At 41.1% G+C, this 20,611-nt stretch carries 19 protein-coding genes and 2 pseudogenes; 13 read left to right on the top strand and 8 right to left on the bottom strand.

Translation table 11 applies throughout. The features are described 5' to 3' along the window. Window positions 1-108 precede the first annotated feature (108 nt). Window positions 109-390, top strand: a complete 282-nt coding sequence (locus tag AC1DWN_RS03045; RefSeq protein ID WP_477557467.1) for an alpha/beta-type small acid-soluble spore protein — start codon at window positions 109-111, stop codon at window positions 388-390. A gap of 166 nt (window positions 391-556) precedes the next feature. Here AC1DWN_RS03045 and AC1DWN_RS03050 read toward each other — a convergent pair whose 3' ends face one another. From AC1DWN_RS03050 to AC1DWN_RS03070, 5 genes and pseudogenes are all read right to left on the bottom strand, one after another. Beyond that, the gene (locus AC1DWN_RS03050) at window positions 557-1,966 is read right to left on the bottom strand and encodes a HAMP domain-containing sensor histidine kinase (RefSeq protein WP_477557468.1); all 1,410 of its coding nucleotides are present in this window, start codon (window positions 1,964-1,966) and stop codon (window positions 557-559) included. Beyond that, complete coding sequence (locus AC1DWN_RS03055; RefSeq protein ID WP_477557485.1) at window positions 1,963-2,316, bottom strand: winged helix-turn-helix domain-containing protein; 354 nt, start codon at window positions 2,314-2,316, stop codon at window positions 1,963-1,965. Before AC1DWN_RS03055 ends, AC1DWN_RS03050 begins: the two co-directional genes overlap by 4 nt. Further along, a pseudogene (locus AC1DWN_RS03060) lies at window positions 2,289-2,394 on the bottom strand (DNA-binding response regulator); the annotation flags it as partial. The gene AC1DWN_RS03055 and the pseudogene AC1DWN_RS03060, both read right to left, overlap by 28 nt. After that, a pseudogene (locus tag AC1DWN_RS03065) lies at window positions 2,371-2,598 on the bottom strand (response regulator); the annotation flags it as partial. The pseudogenes AC1DWN_RS03065 and AC1DWN_RS03060, both read right to left, overlap by 24 nt. Window positions 2,599-3,171: 573 nt before the next feature. Next, window positions 3,172-3,930 (bottom strand): SDR family NAD(P)-dependent oxidoreductase, encoded by a 759-nt coding sequence (locus AC1DWN_RS03070; protein WP_477557469.1) that lies wholly within the window; start codon window positions 3,928-3,930, stop codon window positions 3,172-3,174. Window positions 3,931-4,070: 140 nt separating this feature from the next. Between AC1DWN_RS03070 and AC1DWN_RS03075 the strand changes: the two genes are divergently transcribed. The 3 genes from AC1DWN_RS03075 to AC1DWN_RS03085 all read left to right on the top strand — a co-directional run bounded on the left by AC1DWN_RS03075 (window position 4,071) and on the right by AC1DWN_RS03085 (window position 7,709). Continuing rightward, the gene (locus AC1DWN_RS03075; protein ID WP_477557470.1) at window positions 4,071-4,442 is read left to right on the top strand and encodes a MerR family transcriptional regulator; all 372 of its coding nucleotides are present in this window, start codon (window positions 4,071-4,073) and stop codon (window positions 4,440-4,442) included. A 347-nt stretch (window positions 4,443-4,789) separates the two neighbouring features. Continuing rightward, complete coding sequence (locus AC1DWN_RS03080; RefSeq protein ID WP_477557471.1) at window positions 4,790-6,568, top strand: sensor histidine kinase; 1,779 nt, start codon at window positions 4,790-4,792, stop codon at window positions 6,566-6,568. Window positions 6,569-6,581: 13 nt separating this feature from the next. Next, window positions 6,582-7,709: a response regulator gene (locus AC1DWN_RS03085; RefSeq protein ID WP_477557472.1), complete on the top strand. Its 1,128-nt coding sequence runs from the start codon at window positions 6,582-6,584 to the stop codon at window positions 7,707-7,709. 97 nt (window positions 7,710-7,806) lie between these two features. Here AC1DWN_RS03085 and AC1DWN_RS03090 read toward each other — a convergent pair whose 3' ends face one another. Next, window positions 7,807-8,382, bottom strand: a complete 576-nt coding sequence (locus tag AC1DWN_RS03090) for a TetR-like C-terminal domain-containing protein (RefSeq protein ID WP_477557473.1) — start codon at window positions 8,380-8,382, stop codon at window positions 7,807-7,809. 26 nt (window positions 8,383-8,408) lie between these two features. Here AC1DWN_RS03090 and AC1DWN_RS03095 point away from each other — a divergent pair, with 26 nt between their 5' ends. Next, the gene (locus AC1DWN_RS03095) at window positions 8,409-8,756 is read left to right on the top strand and encodes a DUF2798 domain-containing protein (RefSeq protein WP_477557474.1); all 348 of its coding nucleotides are present in this window, start codon (window positions 8,409-8,411) and stop codon (window positions 8,754-8,756) included. Window positions 8,757-8,874: 118 nt separating this feature from the next. Here the strand turns inward: AC1DWN_RS03095 and AC1DWN_RS03100 are convergent, their stop codons facing one another. Further along, window positions 8,875-9,783 (bottom strand): AraC family transcriptional regulator, encoded by a 909-nt coding sequence (locus tag AC1DWN_RS03100; RefSeq protein ID WP_477557475.1) that lies wholly within the window; start codon window positions 9,781-9,783, stop codon window positions 8,875-8,877. A gap of 119 nt (window positions 9,784-9,902) precedes the next feature. Here AC1DWN_RS03100 and AC1DWN_RS03105 point away from each other — a divergent pair, with 119 nt between their 5' ends. Then, complete coding sequence (locus AC1DWN_RS03105) at window positions 9,903-11,777, top strand: ADP-ribosylglycohydrolase family protein (RefSeq protein WP_477557476.1); 1,875 nt, start codon at window positions 9,903-9,905, stop codon at window positions 11,775-11,777. Window positions 11,778-11,863: 86 nt separating this feature from the next. Here the strand turns inward: AC1DWN_RS03105 and AC1DWN_RS03110 are convergent, their stop codons facing one another. After that, a complete protein-coding gene (locus tag AC1DWN_RS03110; protein ID WP_477557477.1) occupies window positions 11,864-12,544 on the bottom strand; it encodes a GntR family transcriptional regulator in 681 nt (226 codons plus the stop codon). Window positions 12,545-12,737: 193 nt separating this feature from the next. Between AC1DWN_RS03110 and AC1DWN_RS03115 the strand changes: the two genes are divergently transcribed. The 7 genes from AC1DWN_RS03115 to AC1DWN_RS03145 all read left to right on the top strand — a co-directional run. Then, on the top strand, window positions 12,738-13,400 hold the full coding sequence (locus tag AC1DWN_RS03115; protein ID WP_477557478.1) for a GntR family transcriptional regulator: 663 nt from the start codon (window positions 12,738-12,740) through the stop codon (window positions 13,398-13,400). Window positions 13,401-13,434: 34 nt separating this feature from the next. Continuing rightward, the gene (locus AC1DWN_RS03120; protein WP_477557479.1) at window positions 13,435-14,364 is read left to right on the top strand and encodes an ABC transporter permease; all 930 of its coding nucleotides are present in this window, start codon (window positions 13,435-13,437) and stop codon (window positions 14,362-14,364) included. Beyond that, entirely contained in the window at window positions 14,365-15,237 is an 873-nt protein-coding gene (locus AC1DWN_RS03125; protein ID WP_477557480.1) for a carbohydrate ABC transporter permease, read from the top strand. A 104-nt stretch (window positions 15,238-15,341) separates the two neighbouring features. Next, window positions 15,342-16,862, top strand: coding sequence for an extracellular solute-binding protein (locus tag AC1DWN_RS03130; RefSeq protein WP_477557481.1), 1,521 nt, complete (start codon window positions 15,342-15,344; stop codon window positions 16,860-16,862). A gap of 93 nt (window positions 16,863-16,955) precedes the next feature. Continuing rightward, the gene (dgoD, locus tag AC1DWN_RS03135; protein WP_477557482.1) at window positions 16,956-18,116 is read left to right on the top strand and encodes a galactonate dehydratase; all 1,161 of its coding nucleotides are present in this window, start codon (window positions 16,956-16,958) and stop codon (window positions 18,114-18,116) included. Window positions 18,117-18,135: 19 nt separating this feature from the next. Beyond that, window positions 18,136-18,930, top strand: coding sequence for an SDR family NAD(P)-dependent oxidoreductase (locus AC1DWN_RS03140; RefSeq protein WP_477557483.1), 795 nt, complete (start codon window positions 18,136-18,138; stop codon window positions 18,928-18,930). Between the two features lie 13 nt (window positions 18,931-18,943). Continuing rightward, window positions 18,944-20,611, top strand: a 1,668-nt coding sequence (locus AC1DWN_RS03145) for a hypothetical protein (protein ID WP_477557484.1), incomplete at its 3' end; no start/stop codon positions are given.

The following is a 20,611-nucleotide window of genomic DNA, read 5'->3' on the forward strand; positions in this document are numbered from 1 at the left end:
CCGTCAGAAGTCTAACCATAAGAAAAGTACATCTTTTGCTGAAGCAGAAGAGGGATGAAACTTTATGCTTCCGGGCATGTTAGGGGAAATACATCAAGGGAGTGCTTTATGATGGCAAGAAGAAGAAGAAAATATGCGGTGCCAGGGGTCGAACAGGCGATGCAAGCTTTCAAAGCAGATGTAATGAAACACGAAGGGTATGCCGTTAATCCGAATCAACCGGACGATGTAAAATACGAAGTGGCTAAGGAGCTTGGCGTGCCTCTGCAGGCAGGGAACAATGGTCATCTGACTACGGAATCAGTAGGCCATGTCGGTGGTAAAATTGGCGGTTCCATGATTAGGGAAATGATCCGTCTCGCCCAAGAGCAAATAGCGAACAAGGAATAGTACGGAAGACTGACTTTAACCGACAACTTTCCCTTCTCACAAGAAGAGGTTTTAACGGCTGCACTCTCTTGTTAAGGAGAGGCAGCCGTTTCTGCTTGATTTCAGCTGATAAATTGTAATCTAAGTAAGTCGAGAGCTACTATACAGGGTATAACAATAACTCTGGTTAACGCTGACGGATTGGGAGCTGGATCTCGAACACCGTCTTTTCAAAAGGGACACTCTTTAAGGTAATTGATCCGGCATGGACGGCAATGATTTCTTTGACAATGGACAGTCCAATGCCGAGTCCTTCGCCTTTTCTGCTGCCATCGACACGGTAGAACCGCTCGAAAACATGCTCTTGATCCTCTGAAGGAATGCCGCGTCCTTTATCGATAACCGTCATGAATATGGCCTCCTCATTTTTCGAAAGCCCGATCTCAATATAATGGCCTTCTGATCCGTGACGGATCGCGTTGTCCAACAAGTTTCGCAGTGCACGTTCGATTAGGGAGTCATCAATCCATGCTTCAATATCCTCGTCTGGAATATTTACTTCAACAGTGAAGTTTTGCCCCTCTAAAAACATCAGGTAGTCTGCAGCAGTTTTTCGCAACATTTCAGATACATTATGCTCTGAGACATAAAAATCTAAATTCCCCTCATCCTGCCGAGTAATATCTAACAATTGATCTAAAAGCTTATCCATATAACGAGAGCGCTGCAGTAAAACCTTGGCACTAGCTTGCAGTTCCTTCTCATCCTTATACAATCCAGCGCGAATCGTCTCTGCGTAGCCTAAAATCATAGTTAGCGGTGTGCGTAGATCATGGGAAAGATTAGACAGCAGCAGCCTGCGTCTGTTGTCAAATTGCTTGATTTGTTCGGCTTGATTTTGAATACGGCGAGCCATGGCGTTATAATGCACAGTGAGGTTGCCAATTTCATCCTTTTTCGTATCCTCTAGTACAGTAATTTCACTTTGGAGGTTAAGCTGTCCTATGGCGTTATTGAGCTTATTGATGCGCCTGTTCATAGAAGAGAAAAACCATAGAGATAACAAATATGGAATTAAGAAAGCAACAATTAACGGTAACATAAAAATAGACATGACTTTAAAGGTGCGCATGAAAAAATATATTTGGCCTTGTTTCATGGCGTCACTAGAAAAACTCATCAGCAAATAATAGGGCTGATCCGCTTGGCTAATGGAAAAAGTAAGTGTAACCGGCTCATCTACCCCCCATAGGTTTTCAGGCATATAAAGCATACGATCTGCAAGTTGCCTAAAATCATAGCTGTTATTTTCCCCGAAGGTATCATAAATTGTCAATCCATCTGCTGAAATCCATTCAAAACGAATATCAGGATGATTTCTATGAGCATCATCCAGTAATGGCGTTATGTCTGCGACATGAAAAGCTTGATGCTTTTCAATCGTATTAAGAGTTTTTTGTGAGAGGGCGTTTAGGCTTTTTAGATCATATCCCTGATTTCCTATATTACCTATAACGATGGTAAGTGAAATAAACAGAATAAAACTGATGATTGCACTAATGAGCATAATTAGCCAAAGCTTTGTTCGATTTTTCATTGTCCATCTCCAGAGAACCTGTATCCGATTCCACGTATGCTATGAAGGTGATGGGGGGAGTCCCCCGTGGATTCAAGAATGCTTCGAAGTTTACTTATATAAACACTTAAATTATTATCATCAAAGTTTTCATGATTCCACACCTGTTTGTAAATTTCTCTTTTGGTTAAAACACGGTCTGGATTTTGCATAAAAAATTCTAAAAGTCTACATTCTACCGGGGTTACAGAAAATGACTTACCATCATTTCGCAAAACATAATTGTCGATATCCAGCACAAACTTATTTAAACGAAGAACCTTAGCAGGATAAGAAGAATGAGGACGATGTCTTCTTAACTGTGCTTGCACGCGAGCAACCAATTCCACTGGGCTAAAAGGCTTAGTGACGTAATCATCTGCACCTAATCCAAGCGTCAAAATTTTGTCCTGCACTTCCCGTCTTGCACTAAGGGCAATAACTAATGGCCCAGCATCTGCTTCTCGTAAATAGTGCAGCACCTCAAATCCGTTGCCATCATCCATCATGAGGTCCAGTATCAATAATTCTATAGCATGTTCCTGTAGGCATTGAATAGCTTGTCGTCCTGAACTGGATTCAATGACCTTTAGTTGTGCTTGTTCTAAATGCATTCGAATTAACTGCCGAATTTCAGGCTCATCATCTACAATTAAGATCTGATTGATGGTGAATCATTCCTCCTTCGTAAGTGGCATGAAGCCCATCTTGCTCACGATCAAATCATAACAATAATGAATAGAGAAATACATACTTTATAACATACATTAAGAATCTATTAAGAAAAGTACATCTGTGTTGATATGACGGCAAAGGAGTGATTTTTTTGAATCATGAACTGATGTCGGAGCTGGAGTGAAAACACAGATTAGCTTAGGAGCCCTTCACAAGAGAGGCTCTTTTTTTGTTGACTTTCCACCGGATGGTTCATTCAAACCGAATGCGAATGCTACGAGATCGGAATCGTTAGTCATGATTCTACGTATGTTGAACGCAAGTCTAGGTCATTCACTAGACGTAGAGTAGTAAACACTTATCACCCATACGGTAGGTACTGTTWAACAGTACCTACCGTATTTTTATGAGTGGACTATTTCCCCATTGGGATTGTGAATGATAGCGTTCTTTTTGATATATTTCATCTACATTATCCACATAGAAGGCGAAATGTAATAACGCTCCGTGAGCTATCGCGTACTCTTCACATAATTAAAAATGGTATCTCTCAATTCAAACTCATACGTCAAACCATCCACAATCCCCACAACGTGATTGCTGTCATATAGGTCAAGCATAAATCCAGCCATTTCTTTGGCGGTATGGAACCTCGGAACAGAGCCGTGATATTCAAAATCTTTGATATCGAAAGCACGCTTCGCGAATTCTGTTTCTGTTGCGGCAGGTGCCAACACTTTAGCCTGCATAAGTGCGCCTTGACTTTTCAACTCATGAGAAAGTCCTTCAGTAAAGGCACTTACATAAAATTTGGTTGCGCAGTACGTAATGGCATTTCCAACAATCGTATAGCCGCCACCGGATGAAATGTTGATTAATTGTGTTCCTTCAACATTGGTATAGTCACGAACGAATAGAGAGGATAGTATAGTTAACGCTTCAATGTTCAGATTCAGCATTGTAGATATCTTATTTAAATCTTGCTTGGCCACTGAAGCAAAGTTGCCCAATCCCGCATTGTTGATCCAGGTTTCGATTTGGAACCCTTGCAGGCTTTCATAAAGCTTATAAGAATTCTCGAAAACGGATAAGTCAGTCGTTCGAATGACAACATCTACATCAGGATGGATACGAGCAATTTCAGACTGTAATCCCTCCAGCTGCTCCTTTCTGCGTGCTGCAAGGATTAAGCTTTTTCCGCGAGACGCAAAAGCCAGAGCTGCTTCATAACCTATTCCTGAACTGGCGCCGGTAATTACAGTATATTTCATGTGATTTCCTCCTATTTTTTATGAAAATGTATGAAGAACCCACTGCGATTTGATTATACTGCTTAGAGTTTACTCTAAGTCAAATGTTATTTATAATCATCGGAGACTCTTAAAATAAAAAAATAGATTCGGGGGTTTATATGTACACGATTAGCGAGGTAGCCAAGTTATTGGGGATAAGCACACATACACTGAGATATTATGAAAAGGAAGGAATCACTGCTCCGTCACGCAATGTGAATGGAGTAAGAGCATATGATGACTCCGATCTTGCCTGGCTACGATTTGTGATGAGGTTGAAACAAACCCAAATGCCGATCTCACAAATCAGAGAATATGCCCAGTTATATATAGAAGGAGAGCATACCACGCATGCTCGCTTACGTCTTCTCGAAGATCATAGAAACTCCGTTCAGAATCAAATCATTAACTTAACAACTACAGAGAAGATGCTGGGAGACAAAATTGCGACTTACAAAGACTTCATAAGTAAGCGGAATAGTTCTTCTTGACGTCTACTGGAGAACTGTGGATATGGGGGATCATGATCTGTTGGGAATAGAGAATAGCGATTAAAATCGTACCTCTCCTGCACTGCTGACGGGTTTGAATCTATTCGAGCCTATTGCCTAATGATAGGATGTATGTTCTTAAAATACGATAATAAAGTAGGGTCCCTATTTCATAACAGGGGCTCTTTTTTCGTTGGAGTTTGTCATTTTGCTGTCATTGAAGTGAGATATGCTAGGCAGCATAAAAAAATGTCGAAATAAGTAGAAAAATAAGCAGGATGTGGAAAATTCTGATAACATAGAAGTCACAGAAAGAGAGAATATTATCTGCGCGAGGGCTGGAATATATGGGCAATAATTCGTATTTATCAGTATTGCTGATGGCAGCCACCTGCTGCTCATTGGTCATAGTGTATCTCTGTTGGAAAAGAAGAGAGCTTCCTATTGCAGTTAGCTATGGGCTAGGCATGCTGGCCGGTGCTTTCTATACATTTGGATATGCTTTTGAAATTGTAAGTGATTCACTGGAGCAGATTCGTTTCTGGCTTCGGATTGAATATTTTGGGATCCCTTTCGGCACGGTTTTATGGTTTGTTATGGTGCTGCAGTATACTGGGCGGCAGGCCCTCGTCCGCAAGCGGCTCATAGCAGTGCTTATGATTGTTCCTATGATTACCTTCTTATCGCATCAGACCAATGAGTGGCATCATTTGTTTTACAAAAGTATAACACTTAATGATTCGGGAGGTTTTCTGTCGGCTACTTTGGAAAAGGGACCTTTATACAAACTTCATGTCATTTACTCCTATAGTTTTTGCGTTGTAGGGATGGGACTGATGATCCGGATGTTCCTCCAGGCGACAACCCGCATGAAAAAACAAATCGCTTTTATGATTATTGGATCTTGTGGACCCTACGGATTTACGTTGGTCTATTTAAGCGGCGTTCTTCATAATCCTATCGATATTTCTCCCTTTGGTTTTATTTTCTCCGGTATCTTCTATATGTGGGGAATCTATCAGTTTAATATGTTAAGACTGGCCCCATTAGCGCTTCAAAAGGTATTTGCATCGATGGAGGATGCAGTTATTGTATTTGATCTTGACGATACATTAATCAGCTTTAATGATTCAGCCAAACGCGTTATTCAAGGGATTAATCCTAACTGGATCGGGCAGTCTGCTGCACAAGTATTCCAACAGTATCCTGTGCTGCTTAATAAAATAATGAAAGGCTCTATTATGGAAAGCAAGGTTCCCATTTTAGGGCCATCAGATGTGCAATATTATAATGTCTATCTTTCATTTATTCGTGATCATAGGCAAAAACCAGCTGGAAAAATGTTTCTGCTAAACAATGTAACGGAGAGGGTGCACTCCGAAGAAAGGCTGCTGGATAATGCTCGGCAGCTGAGTGAGTTGAATACGTTTAAGGATAAAATGTTTAACGTTGTTGCTCATGATATTCGCGAGCCGTTGGCCGTCCTTGTTAATTTAATGGAGTTATTAGAAGAGGAAATGCTGGCTTCAAAAGAAGATCATGAAGAAATCGTCGGTGAAATGGGCCAACAAATCCAGAACACGTTTATATTGGTAGAAAGCTTGCTGGATTGGTTCCGCAGTCAAAAGGGAGGCATGATTTTTAATCCTGTAGAAAGAGATCTGGCTCACGCGGTTCAGACCAGCTTGCGGCTGCTGATGGTACGCATCGAGAACAAACAGATCCGGATTGTATCCGACATTCCAAGGGAAACGTTCGTTTATGCAGATAAAGAAATGCTGGATTTGATCATTCGAAACCTGCTTTCCAATGCCATTAAGTTTACCGACTCCGGAGGGAGCATCCGTTTGCAGGCAGATCACAGAGATGACAAAATCATTGTTTCAGTGAGTGACACAGGTGAAGGGATTTCTTCCTATCAAGCCGCTACTCTACTTCAGGAAGCTTACCCTATCTCTTCAACGGGAACAGCCGGAGAGCGTGGTGTTGGCTTAGGACTTACGTTATGTAAGGAGTTCGTCCGTTTAAATGGCGGAGAAATTTGGTTTGACAGTACACCTATGCAAGGAAGTACATTTTATTTTTCTATCCCCACAGTTGCTCTATCCAAACCTTTAAGCCGGTGAGAAGGGGAGAACGATGAAAATAATTATTATTGACGATGAAAAAGCGATGCATCTTATTATGAAACGAATGTTGGCCAAGCTGATGGATATCGAAATTGTTGGCGTCTTCCATGAGACGGCATCTGCATTTACTTATTTAATGGACCATAAGGTAGATTTGATTTTTGTAGATATTAATATGCCCAGGGAAAATGGTCTAGAATTTGCGGAACGGTTGCGGGAAAGCGGCAGAGACACAAAAATTGTGTTTATTACCTCTCACAAGGAGTATGCTTTATTTGCTTTTGATGTACATGCTTTTGATTATATTGTGAAACCCGTTGTCCAGGAGAGGCTGCATAAGACGGTTCTAAGGGTGCTTGCGGAAAGGCGTTCCGAGGTGGAAGGTTCACCTAAGCCCCAGGAAATCAGATTTAGTTGCTTAGGCAGTACGGATATACAGAGTTCACTGGGGACAAGAGCGAAATGGAAAACGAGTAAAAGTATAGAGCTTTTTGGCTATTTACTCCTTCATAAAGGGAGACTTGTCTCTCGCGCGCGTCTAATTGAGGATATGTTTGGTCACATGCCACAAAAGAATGCGGAAACCTATTTGAATACGACTGCCTATCAGCTTCGTAAAATTTTGGATACCTTCGGCTTGAAGGAGCATTTGTATTCCGACAACAACAATTACGCACTGAGTCTAAACGAGGTAAAGGTCGATCTTTTTGAATTCGAAGAGGGCTGCAGCAAGCTGTCTTTCGTGGACGAGTCCAATTTGGAACATGCTTTAAAGCTGGAACAGCTATATGAGGGCGATTTATTCGGAGATCGGGTTTTTGTTTGGGCATGGAACGAGGCTGAACGATTCTCTTTGATGTATACGACTTTGACCCAACGAATCTGCGTCGCCTTGCTGCATAAAGGTGAAACGAATTCTGCGATCAGGCTATTATCGAAGCTTATGTCCAAAAATGAAATGGACGAGCAATCCTTTATACTGCTTATGAAAGCATTGGCTCTTCAGGAGAACAAAGAGGCCATGACTCGGGAATACTTGAGGTATGCGGAGACTCTGCAAAAAGAAATTGGTATGAAGCCGTCTCCTGAGGCTTCCGATCTGTATGAGAAGCTGCTAGCTGAGTTTGTTGTTGTGTAAGAGGAGATGTGTGAAACCAGAACATGAATAAAAACTGACCGTTATGGGGATTAAGCCAACTCGATCAGTTTTTTTGTCGTTCCCATTTTAACAAATATCATTCCGAGTCTATGAGCTGGTTCGGATTTTGATGTAATCGGAATAGTAGAGAAAGCTGCTTGGCAAGATACTGTGGTGTGTAGGGCATGTCGTTACGAAGCCAGCAGACAATGGTACCAATAAAGGCGGAGGAACCGTACCAGGTTGCAATATCTTTCGGAACAATCACAGCCGAAGTAGTTGGGGAAACGTCTTGGTGCTCTCTTCTGTGAGTAATAATATCTACGATTAGCTGCGTAAGCCGATCGGTGAAAACCGGTATCCGTTGCGAAGCGAGCAGTACCTTGTAAAATTTTGAATTTTCCGCGATATGCTCAAGCATTTTAACCAATATGGACAAATCCATATCTAAGGAATGAGACTTACTTTGAATACCATTCACGATAGTATGAATTTCATTAATCATGTCATCGGCCAACTTCTCCAGCATTTCCGGAATATCACGGTAATGGAGATAGAAGGTAACACGATTGATGGTAGCGCGTTCCGCTATACGATTTTGAAAGGAAGAAAAAAATGAATCAAGAGACAAGATTACCGAGAAACGGGAAAGAGGGCGCTTTGTAAGGCGCAATTATTGTTACACTGACAGCTCTGTTTATGACATCGTTTAATGTCATTCTAGCTGTTGGAGAATTCAATGAAGACGTTGCCTTATCGATTCTTAAGACGTTTCCGATCATGTGGATTATTGCTATGATTCTTGAACCAGTTCTTGTTGGACGTATTGCAGAAAAATTGGTTGTAAAATTTACAGAATCAACGGATAGCTTTAATGCTAAAATTTTATTTCGCATCTTATTTACTGTAATAGGAATGTCAGTCTGTATGACGCTTATTGGTGATATTGTAGGAAATGGTTTTCATTCTGATATGTTTAGCAGCTTCTTAACGAACTGGCCTAGAAATTTCTTAATTGTACTGATCGCTGAGAGTTTAGTCATTTAGCCAATTGCACGTTTGGCGATGGTAAAATTACATGCTTCCCAAGACAAAAAATTAAGCAGTGCAATGTAAACGTACATTATTAGCACCTGAGATTTGGGGCAGAGCCGTCTCATTAGATTTAGGTAGACGCATTATTGTCCCCGTGGCGTTGATCGCGATAATGCTGAGGGGATAATGCTGCTTCGCGTTTAAAAATGCGGCTGAAGTAGAAAGCATCCTCAAATCCGATTTCCTGTGCAATAGTGCTGATGCTTTTATCAGTAGTTAGCAGCAGATGTTTCGCGCGTTGAATTCGCAGCTGGTTAACATAGTTTGTTATCGTTATGCCAGCATATTTTTTGAATATTTGAGATAGGTAATCGTAATTGCGATCGACTAATTGCTCAAGCATATCTTTTCCGATTTTATGTTCATACTGATTGTTCAAGAAGCTGACAAGCTTGCGATAGGTGAAATAGGAGGTTGGAAAGGCTGCATCTTGCTGCTTCTCATCAAGAAAATCATTGGCTATAAGCTGGAAAATTTGTCCGAGCAGCAGTGTTTGACGAAAGCGAAAATACCCCTTTGGATTCTGAGAGACAGCAACCAACTCCTCCATGAGGCTTAATAAATGAAAGCGTTGCTTTGATAGATGAAGCTTAGGAATAACGAGAAGATCCTCATGACCGGTTGTTGTTGTTGTGCGCAACTCGGTCTTTTCCGTATGCATAATAATGGTATCAGACGATTTATTGACATCAAATAAATTGATCTCTGGCAAACAGGAAAATTGCGTCCAAAAAAACTTTCCTTGATCTGCTTGGCTAGGCCAGCTAGTATGCTGCTCCCACGGCATCAGAAGTAAAGCTTCGCCCGTTTGCACTTCAAAGCGCCCCTGATCGGTCTGAATGCGCACCTGTCCTTCGGCAACAATAATGAGCTGATAGTAGGGATTATAATGATTCCAAGAAAAATTAGGCGAGCTGGCGTCAAATAAGTCAGCCCATTTAATATCTAGCGCAGCGAGTCTGGAAAGTGAATAGTACATAGATTCCTCCGTGTTTTTTACCTATAATATCTCAATRCCGTCTATGGCGTTTGGCAGGTGTCAATCCTACAATGAAAGCAATTACAAATTTCATTATACCAAATAGTAGGAGGGTAACAATGAGCATCGCTATTTTGAATGAAAAGGAATATTATCGTATCGTTTATGGTGGCTGGTTAGGAAAAAATATAGGTGGAACGCTTGGCGCTCCTGTAGAAGGAAAGAAAGAATTGCTGGATCTGGATTTCTATCCTGTGCTGCCGGAAGGTCCGCTGGAAAATGATGATCTTGACTTGCAGCTTGTATGGCTGCATGCCTTAGAGCAATACGGACCTGGATTAACGGCTAGAGAGCTGGGCCAGGAGTGGCTTGACCACATTTTCTTCCCATTTGATGAATATGGCTATGCATTAACTAATCTCAGAAGAGGCTTAGTTGCTCCATTATGCGGGTCGTTCAACAATCCATTTACAAACTGTATGGGATCGCCGATTCGTTCTGAAATATGGGCGATGGCAGCGCCAGGGGCACCGGATATTGCTGTAAAATATGCCTATGAGGATGCGATTGTAGACCATGCGGGCGGAGAAGGCGTATATGGAGAAATGTTCTTCGCTGCTATTGAAAGCGCAATTTTTATGGAAAAGGATCGCGATAAGCTGATTGCAATCGGCATGGCTTATATTCCAGCAGAAAGCCGCACTGCAAAGGCATTGCGTGATTTGTTTAGGTGGCATAAAGAGGGTAAGAACTGGATAGAAGCACGCGAGCTTATTCTTGAATACCATGGCAATGACAATTTTACTGATGCACCACAAAATATTGCCTTCACGATTTTAGGCTGGTTGTATGGCGAGAATTTCGAGGATGCTATTTTGAAGGCCGTTAATTGCGGCTATGATACAGATTGTACCGCAGCTACACTTGGAGCAATACTTGGCATGCTGCTCGGACCAGAGCAATTGCCGCAAAAATGGGTATCTCCGGTTGGCGACCGCGTTGTAGTTAGTCCTCCTATCAATGGTTTCCCGGCACCTCAAGATTTGGATGAGCTGACGAGCAGAACAATTCAAATGGGTAAGCAGGTATTGGCATACTGGAATAAAAATATAGTCATACATGCTGAGCTGGAAACAAAGCTGCAATCGCCAAGCACAGAGACGAGCGAGGAAATTATCGAGCTATGGAATCGTAACGTAAAAATGGATCGCCGTTTACTTCCTAGATCAACTGCCAAAGCATCGGCATTAGAGCTGATCATTGATTATGGGGCAGAAGGACCCGCTATTGCTCGCAATGCCAGCAAGCAGCTTACATTGACTCTTACCAATCATTCTTTAACAGAATGGATTGGTGAGTTGAGCCTAGTGATACCTTCCGACTGGTCAGGTTCAGCGGCGAAGCCATTCAAGCTGGCTGCAGGATCATCGGCAGTATTTGAGTTTAATGTACAATCATCCAGCATAGCAAGTCCATCCTATGAATTGCAGGTTGTTATTGCAAGGGAGCATGATCGATCGCCTTGGATGCAAATAAAAGAGAGTATCTACTTGGTTGCTGCAGCGGAGTGGCTGGTGCAGGGACCAGAGGATGAGACTGCTAAACCAGTTGTTTTAGGTGGAAATGCGATTGAGTGGAGTAAAGCAGTAAGTGTAAAGCAAGCAGGGAGCTACTCCGCATCAACGATGATTCATAATGATAAGGAACGCGTTGTACGCATTATTACAGCGACAGATCGTCCTATTTCAGCAAAGTTAAATGACATTGCCGTCATTAATAGTCCGAATATTGAGGAGTTTATGCCAGCCTACCATCGTGCACATAGCCAGCAGTTTGTGGAGCTGACCTTGCCAGTAGGAAGTCACAAGCTGGAGATTACTGTACAAAAGGATGATCAGCCGCTTCAAGTATACGTGCTACCTGTAGCTGGAGCGAATACGGAGCAGCCAGGCCCTTATTATTACTACACCGATATATTATTTTACAATAAATAGATTTTAGAAATTCCTAAAAAAGGGGGGCTGTCGGCCTTCCTTTTTTGGTTGTTCTCAGGATGTCATAGGCTTAACCTCTTTCGATATTAAGGAGAAGCATGCTTCGCTTGTTTCATTCGATTGATTAAATCAGTTTTTGCTTTGGTAACATGGTTAGATGCAATTTGAGCGGCTGCATCGCTGTCTCTTGCTCTTAAAGCGGCTACTAGAAGTCTATGCTCCTCAATAATCTCGTGTACTCTTAAATTGCTGAAGCCATATTGATGGCGCATGCTATCAATCAGTCCCCAGTGGCGATCAATAATTTGCACAGCTTCTGGGTTTTGAGCTAGATCATTAATTTTACGGTGCAGCATTTCATTCCATTTTAGAGCTGCTGTGAAGTCATCTTGCAGAGCAGATACCTCGTAATGATTAGCGATTTCCTCTAATTCCCCACACAGAAATTCTGTAATATGCAAAATCCCCTTACGTACAAGCATAGTTTCAATTGCAATACGAATATCATACATATTCGTTACAAATTGCTCATCGATCTCCCGCACACTAGCCCCTTTTTGCGGATTTAAAATAATTAATCCTTCACCTTGTAATTGCTGCAAAGCCTCGCGAATAGGCATCTGACTGACTTGATAGCGGTCTGTTAGTTGTTTAATTCTTAATCGTACTCCAGATTCATAAAATCCGCTTAATATGTCATCTCGCAGCTGTTTGCATACACGAGAATAGGTGGTTAGATTAAGGTCGGTATCAGTTGAAGCTGGCATAATTTATTTCACTCCCCGTGATTCAATAGGAATATCATATCACTAAATAGTTTCCAAAGACTAGGTGCTCAAGAATAGAACTTGAGCTTTTTCACATTAAAATATATAAAATATACATTGACATCAAAATGTATACAATATATATTTTACTTAAGACTTAATGATTGAAATGAATGGGAAGAGGTAAAGCCCTGTGAATGAATTGAAGGAACAGCTAAATGAAACGCTATATTCAAAGATTGGCAATCTGCTACGAGAAGATATTTTGAATGGTGTGTTTGAGCCAGGGGAAAGACTGATCATTGCAGATTTAATACAACGGTATGGCGTTAGCCAGATGCCCATCCGAGAAGCATTACAGCAACTTCAGGGGGAGGCGCTGATAATTATGTTGCCGCAGAGAGGAGCGCGCGTTAGTAAAATTGATGAGTCGCTTATTTCCAATATGTACGATATACGAGCAAGTATTGAAGCTATGTTAGCGACAAGAGCCTTGCATCATATGTCTATAGAAGGAATAAATCAGCTCGAACAGATTGAGAGTAAGTTTGAAGCCGCAGTTAGTGAGCAGGATATAACCGCTCAGCTTATGCATAATGAAAATTTTCACAGGGTAATTAACAGTAGCGCTCGTAATCCGGAGGCTACAAGAATTATTGATCGTCACTGGGCTCTAATCGATAGTTTGCGGCGTAAGTTCGGATTTAGTCAGTCGCGTATGGAGGAAGTAATTGAGGATCATCGTGAAATGATTTGTGCCTTTAAAGAGCAAGATGAAGAGAGGCTGGCTAATGTAACGATGAAGCATGTACTGGAGGCTAAGGAAGATCTAATTTCAAGAATGAAGGCGCTTTAAACTATGAAAATTCAACGAAGAAAGGGACTTGCAGATGATATGGAGTAAAGTGGGGCGGAATATTAGCCTGATGAGAAAAGACAAGCTGCTTTATTTTATGGCGATACCAGGCATCCTATATTTTATCGTGTTTGATTATATTCCTATGTACGGGATATTGATTTCCTTTAAGGATTATTCCATTTATAACGGTTTTATGGAAAGTGATTGGGTTGGCTTAGATAATTTTAAGCAGTTATTTAATACGTATGGATTTACTAGGGCACTGCGCAATACGATTGTTATTTCTTTTTACCAACTAATATTTGCTTTTCCAGTTCCGATTATATTAGCTGTTTTACTGAATGAAATACGTAAGGTTGCGTTTCAGCGTTTTGTACAGACAGCTATTTATTTACCACATTTTGTTTCATGGATCATAATTGGCGGCATTTTGTTTGCTATCTTATCCCCATCAACTGGTATTATTCGTGAAATCGCTTCCTTTTTTGGCTATGAAGGAACAATACCTAATCTTCTGAACAATAAGCATTATTTTAGAGGGGTGCTCGTTGTATCAAATGTTTGGAAGGAAGCTGGTTTTGGCACAGTGCTTTACATGGCTACGATTACTACAATAAATCCGCAGCTATATGAAGCAGCTAAAGTAGATGGTGCTGAAAAAATGCGTCAAATCTGGCATATTACACTTCCAGGGTTGCGAACTACGATTGTTATTCTATTTATTTTTAGAGTAGGACAGATATTAAATGCTGGCTTAGAGCAGGTATTTGCGCTCTATTCACCGCTAGTATACGAAGTATCAGAAATTCTGGATACATACGTGTATAAATTGGCTTTTAATGAAGCAAAATTTGCACTTGCAACAGCTACTGGAGTATTCAAAGGGCTAGTTGGTCTCACGCTTGTACTTATCGCTAACTATATTGCGAAAAAGATTGATTCCGAAAGTGGGTTGTTTTAAATGAAGGCTATGAAATTTCCATGGGGGCAAACAGCCTTGGTCATTGTGATGATGATTCTAGCACTCATCACCCTATATCCCTTCTGGCATGTGTTAATGTATTCACTTAGTGATCCACACCAAGTAATGGGAGGAGGCATTTTGCTCTTCCCAAGAGGATTTTCTTTAACTTCCTTTCAGTTGCTGCTTGACAGCAACGGAGTTTTTGATGCTTATAAAAACAGTATTATTCGACTGGTCGCTGGAACAACACTTAATGTTCTAATGACTTCATTGCTTGCTTATCCGTTATCTATGAAAAGATTTATTGGCAGAAGAGCGATCACTTTGTTTATCTTTTTCACTATGTTGTTTCAAGGAGGAATGATTCCTTCTTATTTATTAGTTCAATCGTTAGGGCTGCTGGATTCGATTTGGGCACTTATTATACCTGGAGCGATTAGCGCTTGGAATTTTTTCATAATGAAAAATTTCTTTCAAGCGATTTCCCCAGAAATTGAGGAATCAGCTAATATCGATGGCGCTACGCCGCTCAAAACCTTGTTTTTAATCATGCTGCCTTTATCCAAGCCTGTTATTGCAGCGATTGCTTTATTTTATGCCGTATATCATTGGAATTCTTATTTCGATGCAGTACTTTATATTAACTCGCAAGACAATCAAGTGCTGCAGGTTTTTCTGAGAAATATGTTGAACTCCAGTTCACTGCAGCAACTAGGCGGCACTGGCAGCTTTGGCAATATTCATAATGTTACGGAGGAATCGGTGAAAATGGCAACGGTAGTTATTTCGATACTGCCAATGCTGTTCATATATCCTTTTGTTCAAAAATATTACGTTAAGGGAATTATGATTGGGGGGGTGAAAGGGTAAGCCCGTTTTTGTTCAAATATAGGACAGTAGAAGTTGGAGTCAGCCGTTTACGCTTGGTCAGTATGTAGAAAGTTATTAAACAACATTCATTGGGGGTCAAAAGGATGAAAACTTCTTTCAGCAAGGTACTAACAATTTTACTGGTTCTTGCAGTAGTACTAGTGGCGTGCAGCTCGAACCAACCAACGAAAGGCAATGAGACTGCTCCGCCAGCTACAAATAATGGTAAGAATAATGTTAACGAAAATAAAGATCCAGTTACGATTCAAGTGCTGCATCATCGTACTACTAACTTCCCAGATGATAACCCTGTTCTGCAAGAGATTAATAAGAGAACAGGTGTTAAAATGGTTCCGATCACAGTGGATCAAGGAGAATTGCAAAATAAACTAAACGTCATGATTGCATCGAAAACATTACCTGATATTATATCATTCCATTCAAATCAATTAGAGGATTTGGTGAATAATGGCGTAATTATTCCTTTAGATGACCTGCTTAATGAATATGGTAAAGAAATACTGGCTAACAAAGGGGAGTACTTGAAGAAGCGCGCTACACAAAAAGGGAATATTTACGCTCTGCCTTCTGGACATGGCTATCCCTCCATGTTAGCGATGAGAAAGGATTGGTTGGACGCAGTGGACAAACAGCCGCCAACCACTATTGAAGAGTATTATGAAGTGCTGAAAGCATTTGTTAAAAATGATCCGAATCAATCTGGCAAAGCGGATACGATGGGACTTGGAGCAGCGCTAGAATCACCGAATACACTAAATCATATTTTTACTGCCTATGGTGTTACTTACGGTAGACCGCAAATGATAGATGGTCAATTGCTGCCGCATCTTTTGCAGCCTGGTTATTTGGATGCTGTAAAGTTTATTAATAAATTGTATAAAGAAGGCTTGATAGATCCAGATTTCACGTCAATACCATTAATGCAATCATTTGAACGCTTATGGAATGGACAAGCTGGATCTTATGATTTTGCACCAGTTGGAGTAGCAAATAACTGGATGTCACGCTATGCAGAGCCAAAACCAGAGTGGGTTTTTCCAATCGTTCGTGGTTCTGAAGGTAAAGGCGGACCCTTGCGCGTGGTTCGTGATAATAATATGTTCTATGCGATCACCACGGCATCCAAGCATCCAGAAGAAGCTATGAAACTGCTTAACTTTTTGAATAGCGAAGAGGGCGATCAATTAGCTTACTTAGGCATTGAAGGAACTCATTACGAAATGAAAGATGGAAAAGTAACATTTATTTCTCCGTATGAAGATGCTGCGCAGCATCGCAATGAAGGGGCATTTGCTTACTATGCGATTAGTTATCGGATTGGCGGTATGGAAGATAAGATGCTTAATCAGGTAACGCAAGATGCGATTAAACTTGGAAATGATAACTCGATAAGTGACGATATGATTTATACGCAGCCTGCGATTGAAAAGGAGCTAGGTACGATACTTACAGATATGGAGCTGGAAGTTTTGGCTTCACTTGCACTTTCAACAGGAGATTTAGATAAGGAATACGCGTCCTTTAAACAGCGCTACCTTGATGCAGGCGGCCAGCGTTGGGTTGAGGAAGCAACTGAAATATATTTGCAAGAGCAAAAAAAATAAGTAGTATCGGCATGTACTAACAAACTATGTAATGGGTGCAATTATTCCAAGTCTCAATTCTTGAGGCTTGGAACTACATTTATGAGGTGTCTAATGAAAATTATAGATATAAAAACATTTACGGTATTTGCATATCGTACGAATTGGATATTCATTCAGGTTTATACGGATGAAGGAATTGTTGGGGTTGGAGAGGCCACACTAGAATATAACGAGCAGGGCGTATGGGGTGCTATTGAAGATATACGGAAGTACTTAATAGGAAAAAATCCGCTTAATATTGAGCAGCATTACTCCTGTCTGTATAGGGACAGCTATTTTCGTGGAGGACCTGCCTTTATGTCGGCATTAAGTGCGATTGAAGCATGCTTATGGGACATTAACGGCAAAGCCTTGGGTGTTCCAGTATACAGGCTGTTAGGCGGGAAGTGCAGAGATAAGGTTAAAATATATGCTAATGGCTGGTTTGCTAATGCTAAAACACCGGAGCAATTCGCTGAAAAAGCTATGGAAGCTAAAAAGAGAGGCATTCGTGCCATCAAATGGGACCCTTTTGGTAAAGCGCATTTGACGATTAGCAATGAGGAGCTTGCACACGCTTTAAATTGTGTTGGGGCGGTACGAGATGCCGTTGGCACTGATATGGATTTATTAATAGAGGGACATGGTCGTTTTAATATTCCTACAGCCATTCAAATTGCTAAAGAAATTGAAGTATTCAAACCTCTATTTTTTGAAGAGCCGATCGCACCTGATTATATTGAAGGATTAGCTCAGGTAAAAGAACGATCGAATGTAGCGATTGCAGCTGGCGAACGCTTATACACGAAGTATGCTTTTCGAGATTTGTTAGAGAAACGTGCGGTTGATTATGTACAGCCAGATGTTAGCCATGCTGGCGGTATTATGGAGTGCAAAAAAATCGCAGCGATGGCAGAGGCGTATCATTTGCCCTTTGCTCCACATAATCCAAGTGGTCCGATTGCCAATGCTGCTACACTGCAGCTTGCCGCCTGTGTACCTAATTTTTATATTTTAGAAATTATGTATGATGATATTCCCTGGAGAAAAGATTTAACCGATGAAAACCTAATTTTTGAAGATGGCTATATGCATATTCCAGATAAACCGGGGCTTGGCATTACACTGAATGAAGAAGAGGCATTGAAGCATCCGTTTCAACCGATTAGTCTTCGGCATTATGATGGCAGTTTAACGAATATACGCCCGCCAGGGACAGTAGCCTACTTCTAATTACAAGGGGACGAAGCCTATGGATTTTACAGATCAAGTTGTTGTTGTAACAGGCTCGACTCAGCATACTGGCTTAGCATTGGCGCTTGCGTTTCTGGATGCGGGTGCTCGAGTAGTGATCAATGGTGAACAAAAAGAGCAGGTAGACCAACTATACGAGCAGTTGAGCGAAAAGTATGGGGAGCATGTATTTGCAGTAAAAGCTAACGTTGCAGATGCGATAGAGGTTGAACAGCTCTTTAAAATGGTAGAAGAAAAGTGGGGGGAATTAGATGTTTTAGTAAACAATGCATGTTTGCAAGCTGTAGATTTTAATTTTATGGAAGCTTCCTATGAGGATTGGAAGAGGGTAGTAGACGTCAATTTAAATGGTATGTTTATTGCTTCACAGCAGGCAGCCCGCATGATGAGCAAGCGAGGGGGCGGAGTTATCGTGAATATTGGCTCGACAGCTTCAACGCATGCTATAAGAAGTAGGAGCCCCTATGTAGCTAGCAAGGGCGGGGTAGACGCCTTAACTAGAGCAATGGCGCTAGATTTGGCAGACTATAGTATTCGTGTAAATAGTGTTGTTCCAGGTTATGTTCGAACGACACGCTGGGATAATCTCGATGAAGAAGAAGTAAGCAGACGCAGGTCTAATATTCCTTTAAATCAGGAAACGTTATACGAAGATGTAGCAGGAGCGGTTATGTTTTTGGCAAGTAAGTCTGCCAAGAATATTACGGGAACTAGATTAGTTGTAGATGGTGGTTTAACCTCCCAGCTTGTACCTAAACATAATGAGGCTTCTATGAAAAACCTCAAAAAATAAAGGAGTACACAATATGCAAGTTCAACTTATCGAACATAATGGGAAAATGATGATTTCGGCAGATGATCAGCTTTATGATCCTTTTGCATTTCGTTCCTTTCGACCTAATGAGGAAAATATTGCAGCATTTTATGCAGCTGGAGTAAGAGTAATGTCATTGCTTATTAGCGGTTTGAATTGCTCACTTGACGTCCCCTATTCTACCTTCGGAGAAACTTGGATGGGGGAGGGAGAATATGATTTTACTGCACTTGATCAGCAAATTCAATTATTCCAAACACATGCCCCAGATGCCAAACTATTTTTAATGATTCATCTGGATACGCGGGGGTGGTGGTTAAAACAGCATGAGGGCGCACCTGATTCCATCTCTAATTTGAGTCAAATTGCAGGTGATAAGCAGTGGAGAGATGCAACGAGTTTATATTTGGAAGCATTGATCGCTTATGCGGAGCTTAACTATCCAAATCTTGTGCTGAGCTATTTTTTAATGGGCGGCAGAACGACAGAATGGTTTAGCTATGCAGATTATGGTGAGTCACATCCGTTGAAAGAAAAGGCTTACCAGGAATATATGGGGGATGCCAATCGTCTTATTCCAAATGCCGAAGAAAGAACAAGGACAGACCTTGGCGTGTTCCGTGATCCCGTTAAGCAAGCGGAAGCTATTGAATACTGGCGTTTTCACCATGAGCTTATTGCAGATACCGTACTGTATTTTGCTAAGAAAGCTAAAGAAGCCGCTAATCATAAAAAGCTGGTAGGTTGTTTTTTTGGTTATTTATTCGAGCTTGCTTCCGATCGCTTATTGCACGAAGGACATCTTGCTTACGAAAAGCTATTTGACTCGGAGTATATAGATCTTTATAGTGCACCTTCTTCTTATGCCCATCGCGGCTACACAGGAGTAAGCGCCTATATGAATACGATTGACTCCATGATCAAACGTAAAAAAGCCTATTTTCTTGAGTTTGATCATATTACTCATCAGTCACCGAAACATATTGAAGGGAAATATATTCCCGGGTATGATAGCAAGTTTCAATCCGAGGCAGAGACAATTTCCGTAATGCGACGTGATTTTTGTATGACGACGATAAGAAGAACTGGTTTCTGGTGGTTTGATATGTTCGGTGGTTGGTTTGATTCTCCTAAGATGCAGCAGCAAATAACGAATATGGTTACCATTTCAAAAGATTTAAATGAGATATCGATGTCATCTGTGTCTGAGATTGTCGTATTTGCCGATCCAAATGCTATGTATTATGCTGCCGCCGATTCAGAGTTGAATACAAATTTATTGCGTAGCCAAATGGACGGGCTAGGACGTATTGGAGCTCCGTATGATGTCTTTAGTCTTTCTGAACTGGCTGATGAGCAATTTAATGCTGGCACGTACAAATTGATGATCTTTTTGAATGCTTTTCATCTTTCTGACGTTCTTAAAGAGAAGATAGAGCAGATTATAGAACAAGGTATTTCATTGCTCTGGGTTTATACACCTGGACTTATTCAAGATGATGGATTTTCTGTGCAGGGAGTATCAGAGCTGACAGGTTTTAATGTTGAGCTATCTGAATCAGCCGAACAGACTATTGTGGTTCAACCTTCTGAGTTTGTTGCGTCTGAGCTGGATTTTGGGTTCTCAAAGCTTGTTTATCCGATTTTGAATATTTCAGAC

The organism is Paenibacillus sp. P4_A7 (genome assembly GCF_056402455.1).

Coding starts and splice junctions, on each gene's coding strand:
- AC1DWN_RS03080 (WP_477557471.1), top strand. CDS start 4,790: ATGGGCAATAATTCGTATTTATCAGTATTGCTGATGGCAGCCACCTGC.
- AC1DWN_RS03070 (WP_477557469.1), bottom strand. CDS start 3,930: ATGAAATATACTGTAATTACCGGCGCCAGTTCAGGAATAGGTTATGAA.
- AC1DWN_RS03050 (WP_477557468.1), bottom strand. CDS start 1,966: ATGAAAAATCGAACAAAGCTTTGGCTAATTATGCTCATTAGTGCAATC.
- AC1DWN_RS03130 (WP_477557481.1), top strand. CDS start 15,342: ATGAAAACTTCTTTCAGCAAGGTACTAACAATTTTACTGGTTCTTGCA.
- AC1DWN_RS03140 (WP_477557483.1), top strand. CDS start 18,136: ATGGATTTTACAGATCAAGTTGTTGTTGTAACAGGCTCGACTCAGCAT.
- AC1DWN_RS03045 (WP_477557467.1), top strand. CDS start 109: ATGATGGCAAGAAGAAGAAGAAAATATGCGGTGCCAGGGGTCGAACAG.
- AC1DWN_RS03095 (WP_477557474.1), top strand. CDS start 8,409: ATGACATCGTTTAATGTCATTCTAGCTGTTGGAGAATTCAATGAAGAC.
- dgoD (WP_477557482.1), top strand. CDS start 16,956: ATGAAAATTATAGATATAAAAACATTTACGGTATTTGCATATCGTACG.
- AC1DWN_RS03110 (WP_477557477.1), bottom strand. CDS start 12,544: ATGCCAGCTTCAACTGATACCGACCTTAATCTAACCACCTATTCTCGT.
- AC1DWN_RS03105 (WP_477557476.1), top strand. CDS start 9,903: ATGAGCATCGCTATTTTGAATGAAAAGGAATATTATCGTATCGTTTAT.
- AC1DWN_RS03120 (WP_477557479.1), top strand. CDS start 13,435: ATGATATGGAGTAAAGTGGGGCGGAATATTAGCCTGATGAGAAAAGAC.
- AC1DWN_RS03100 (WP_477557475.1), bottom strand. CDS start 9,783: ATGTACTATTCACTTTCCAGACTCGCTGCGCTAGATATTAAATGGGCT.
- AC1DWN_RS03125 (WP_477557480.1), top strand. CDS start 14,365: ATGAAGGCTATGAAATTTCCATGGGGGCAAACAGCCTTGGTCATTGTG.
- AC1DWN_RS03085 (WP_477557472.1), top strand. CDS start 6,582: ATGAAAATAATTATTATTGACGATGAAAAAGCGATGCATCTTATTATG.
- AC1DWN_RS03075 (WP_477557470.1), top strand. CDS start 4,071: ATGTACACGATTAGCGAGGTAGCCAAGTTATTGGGGATAAGCACACAT.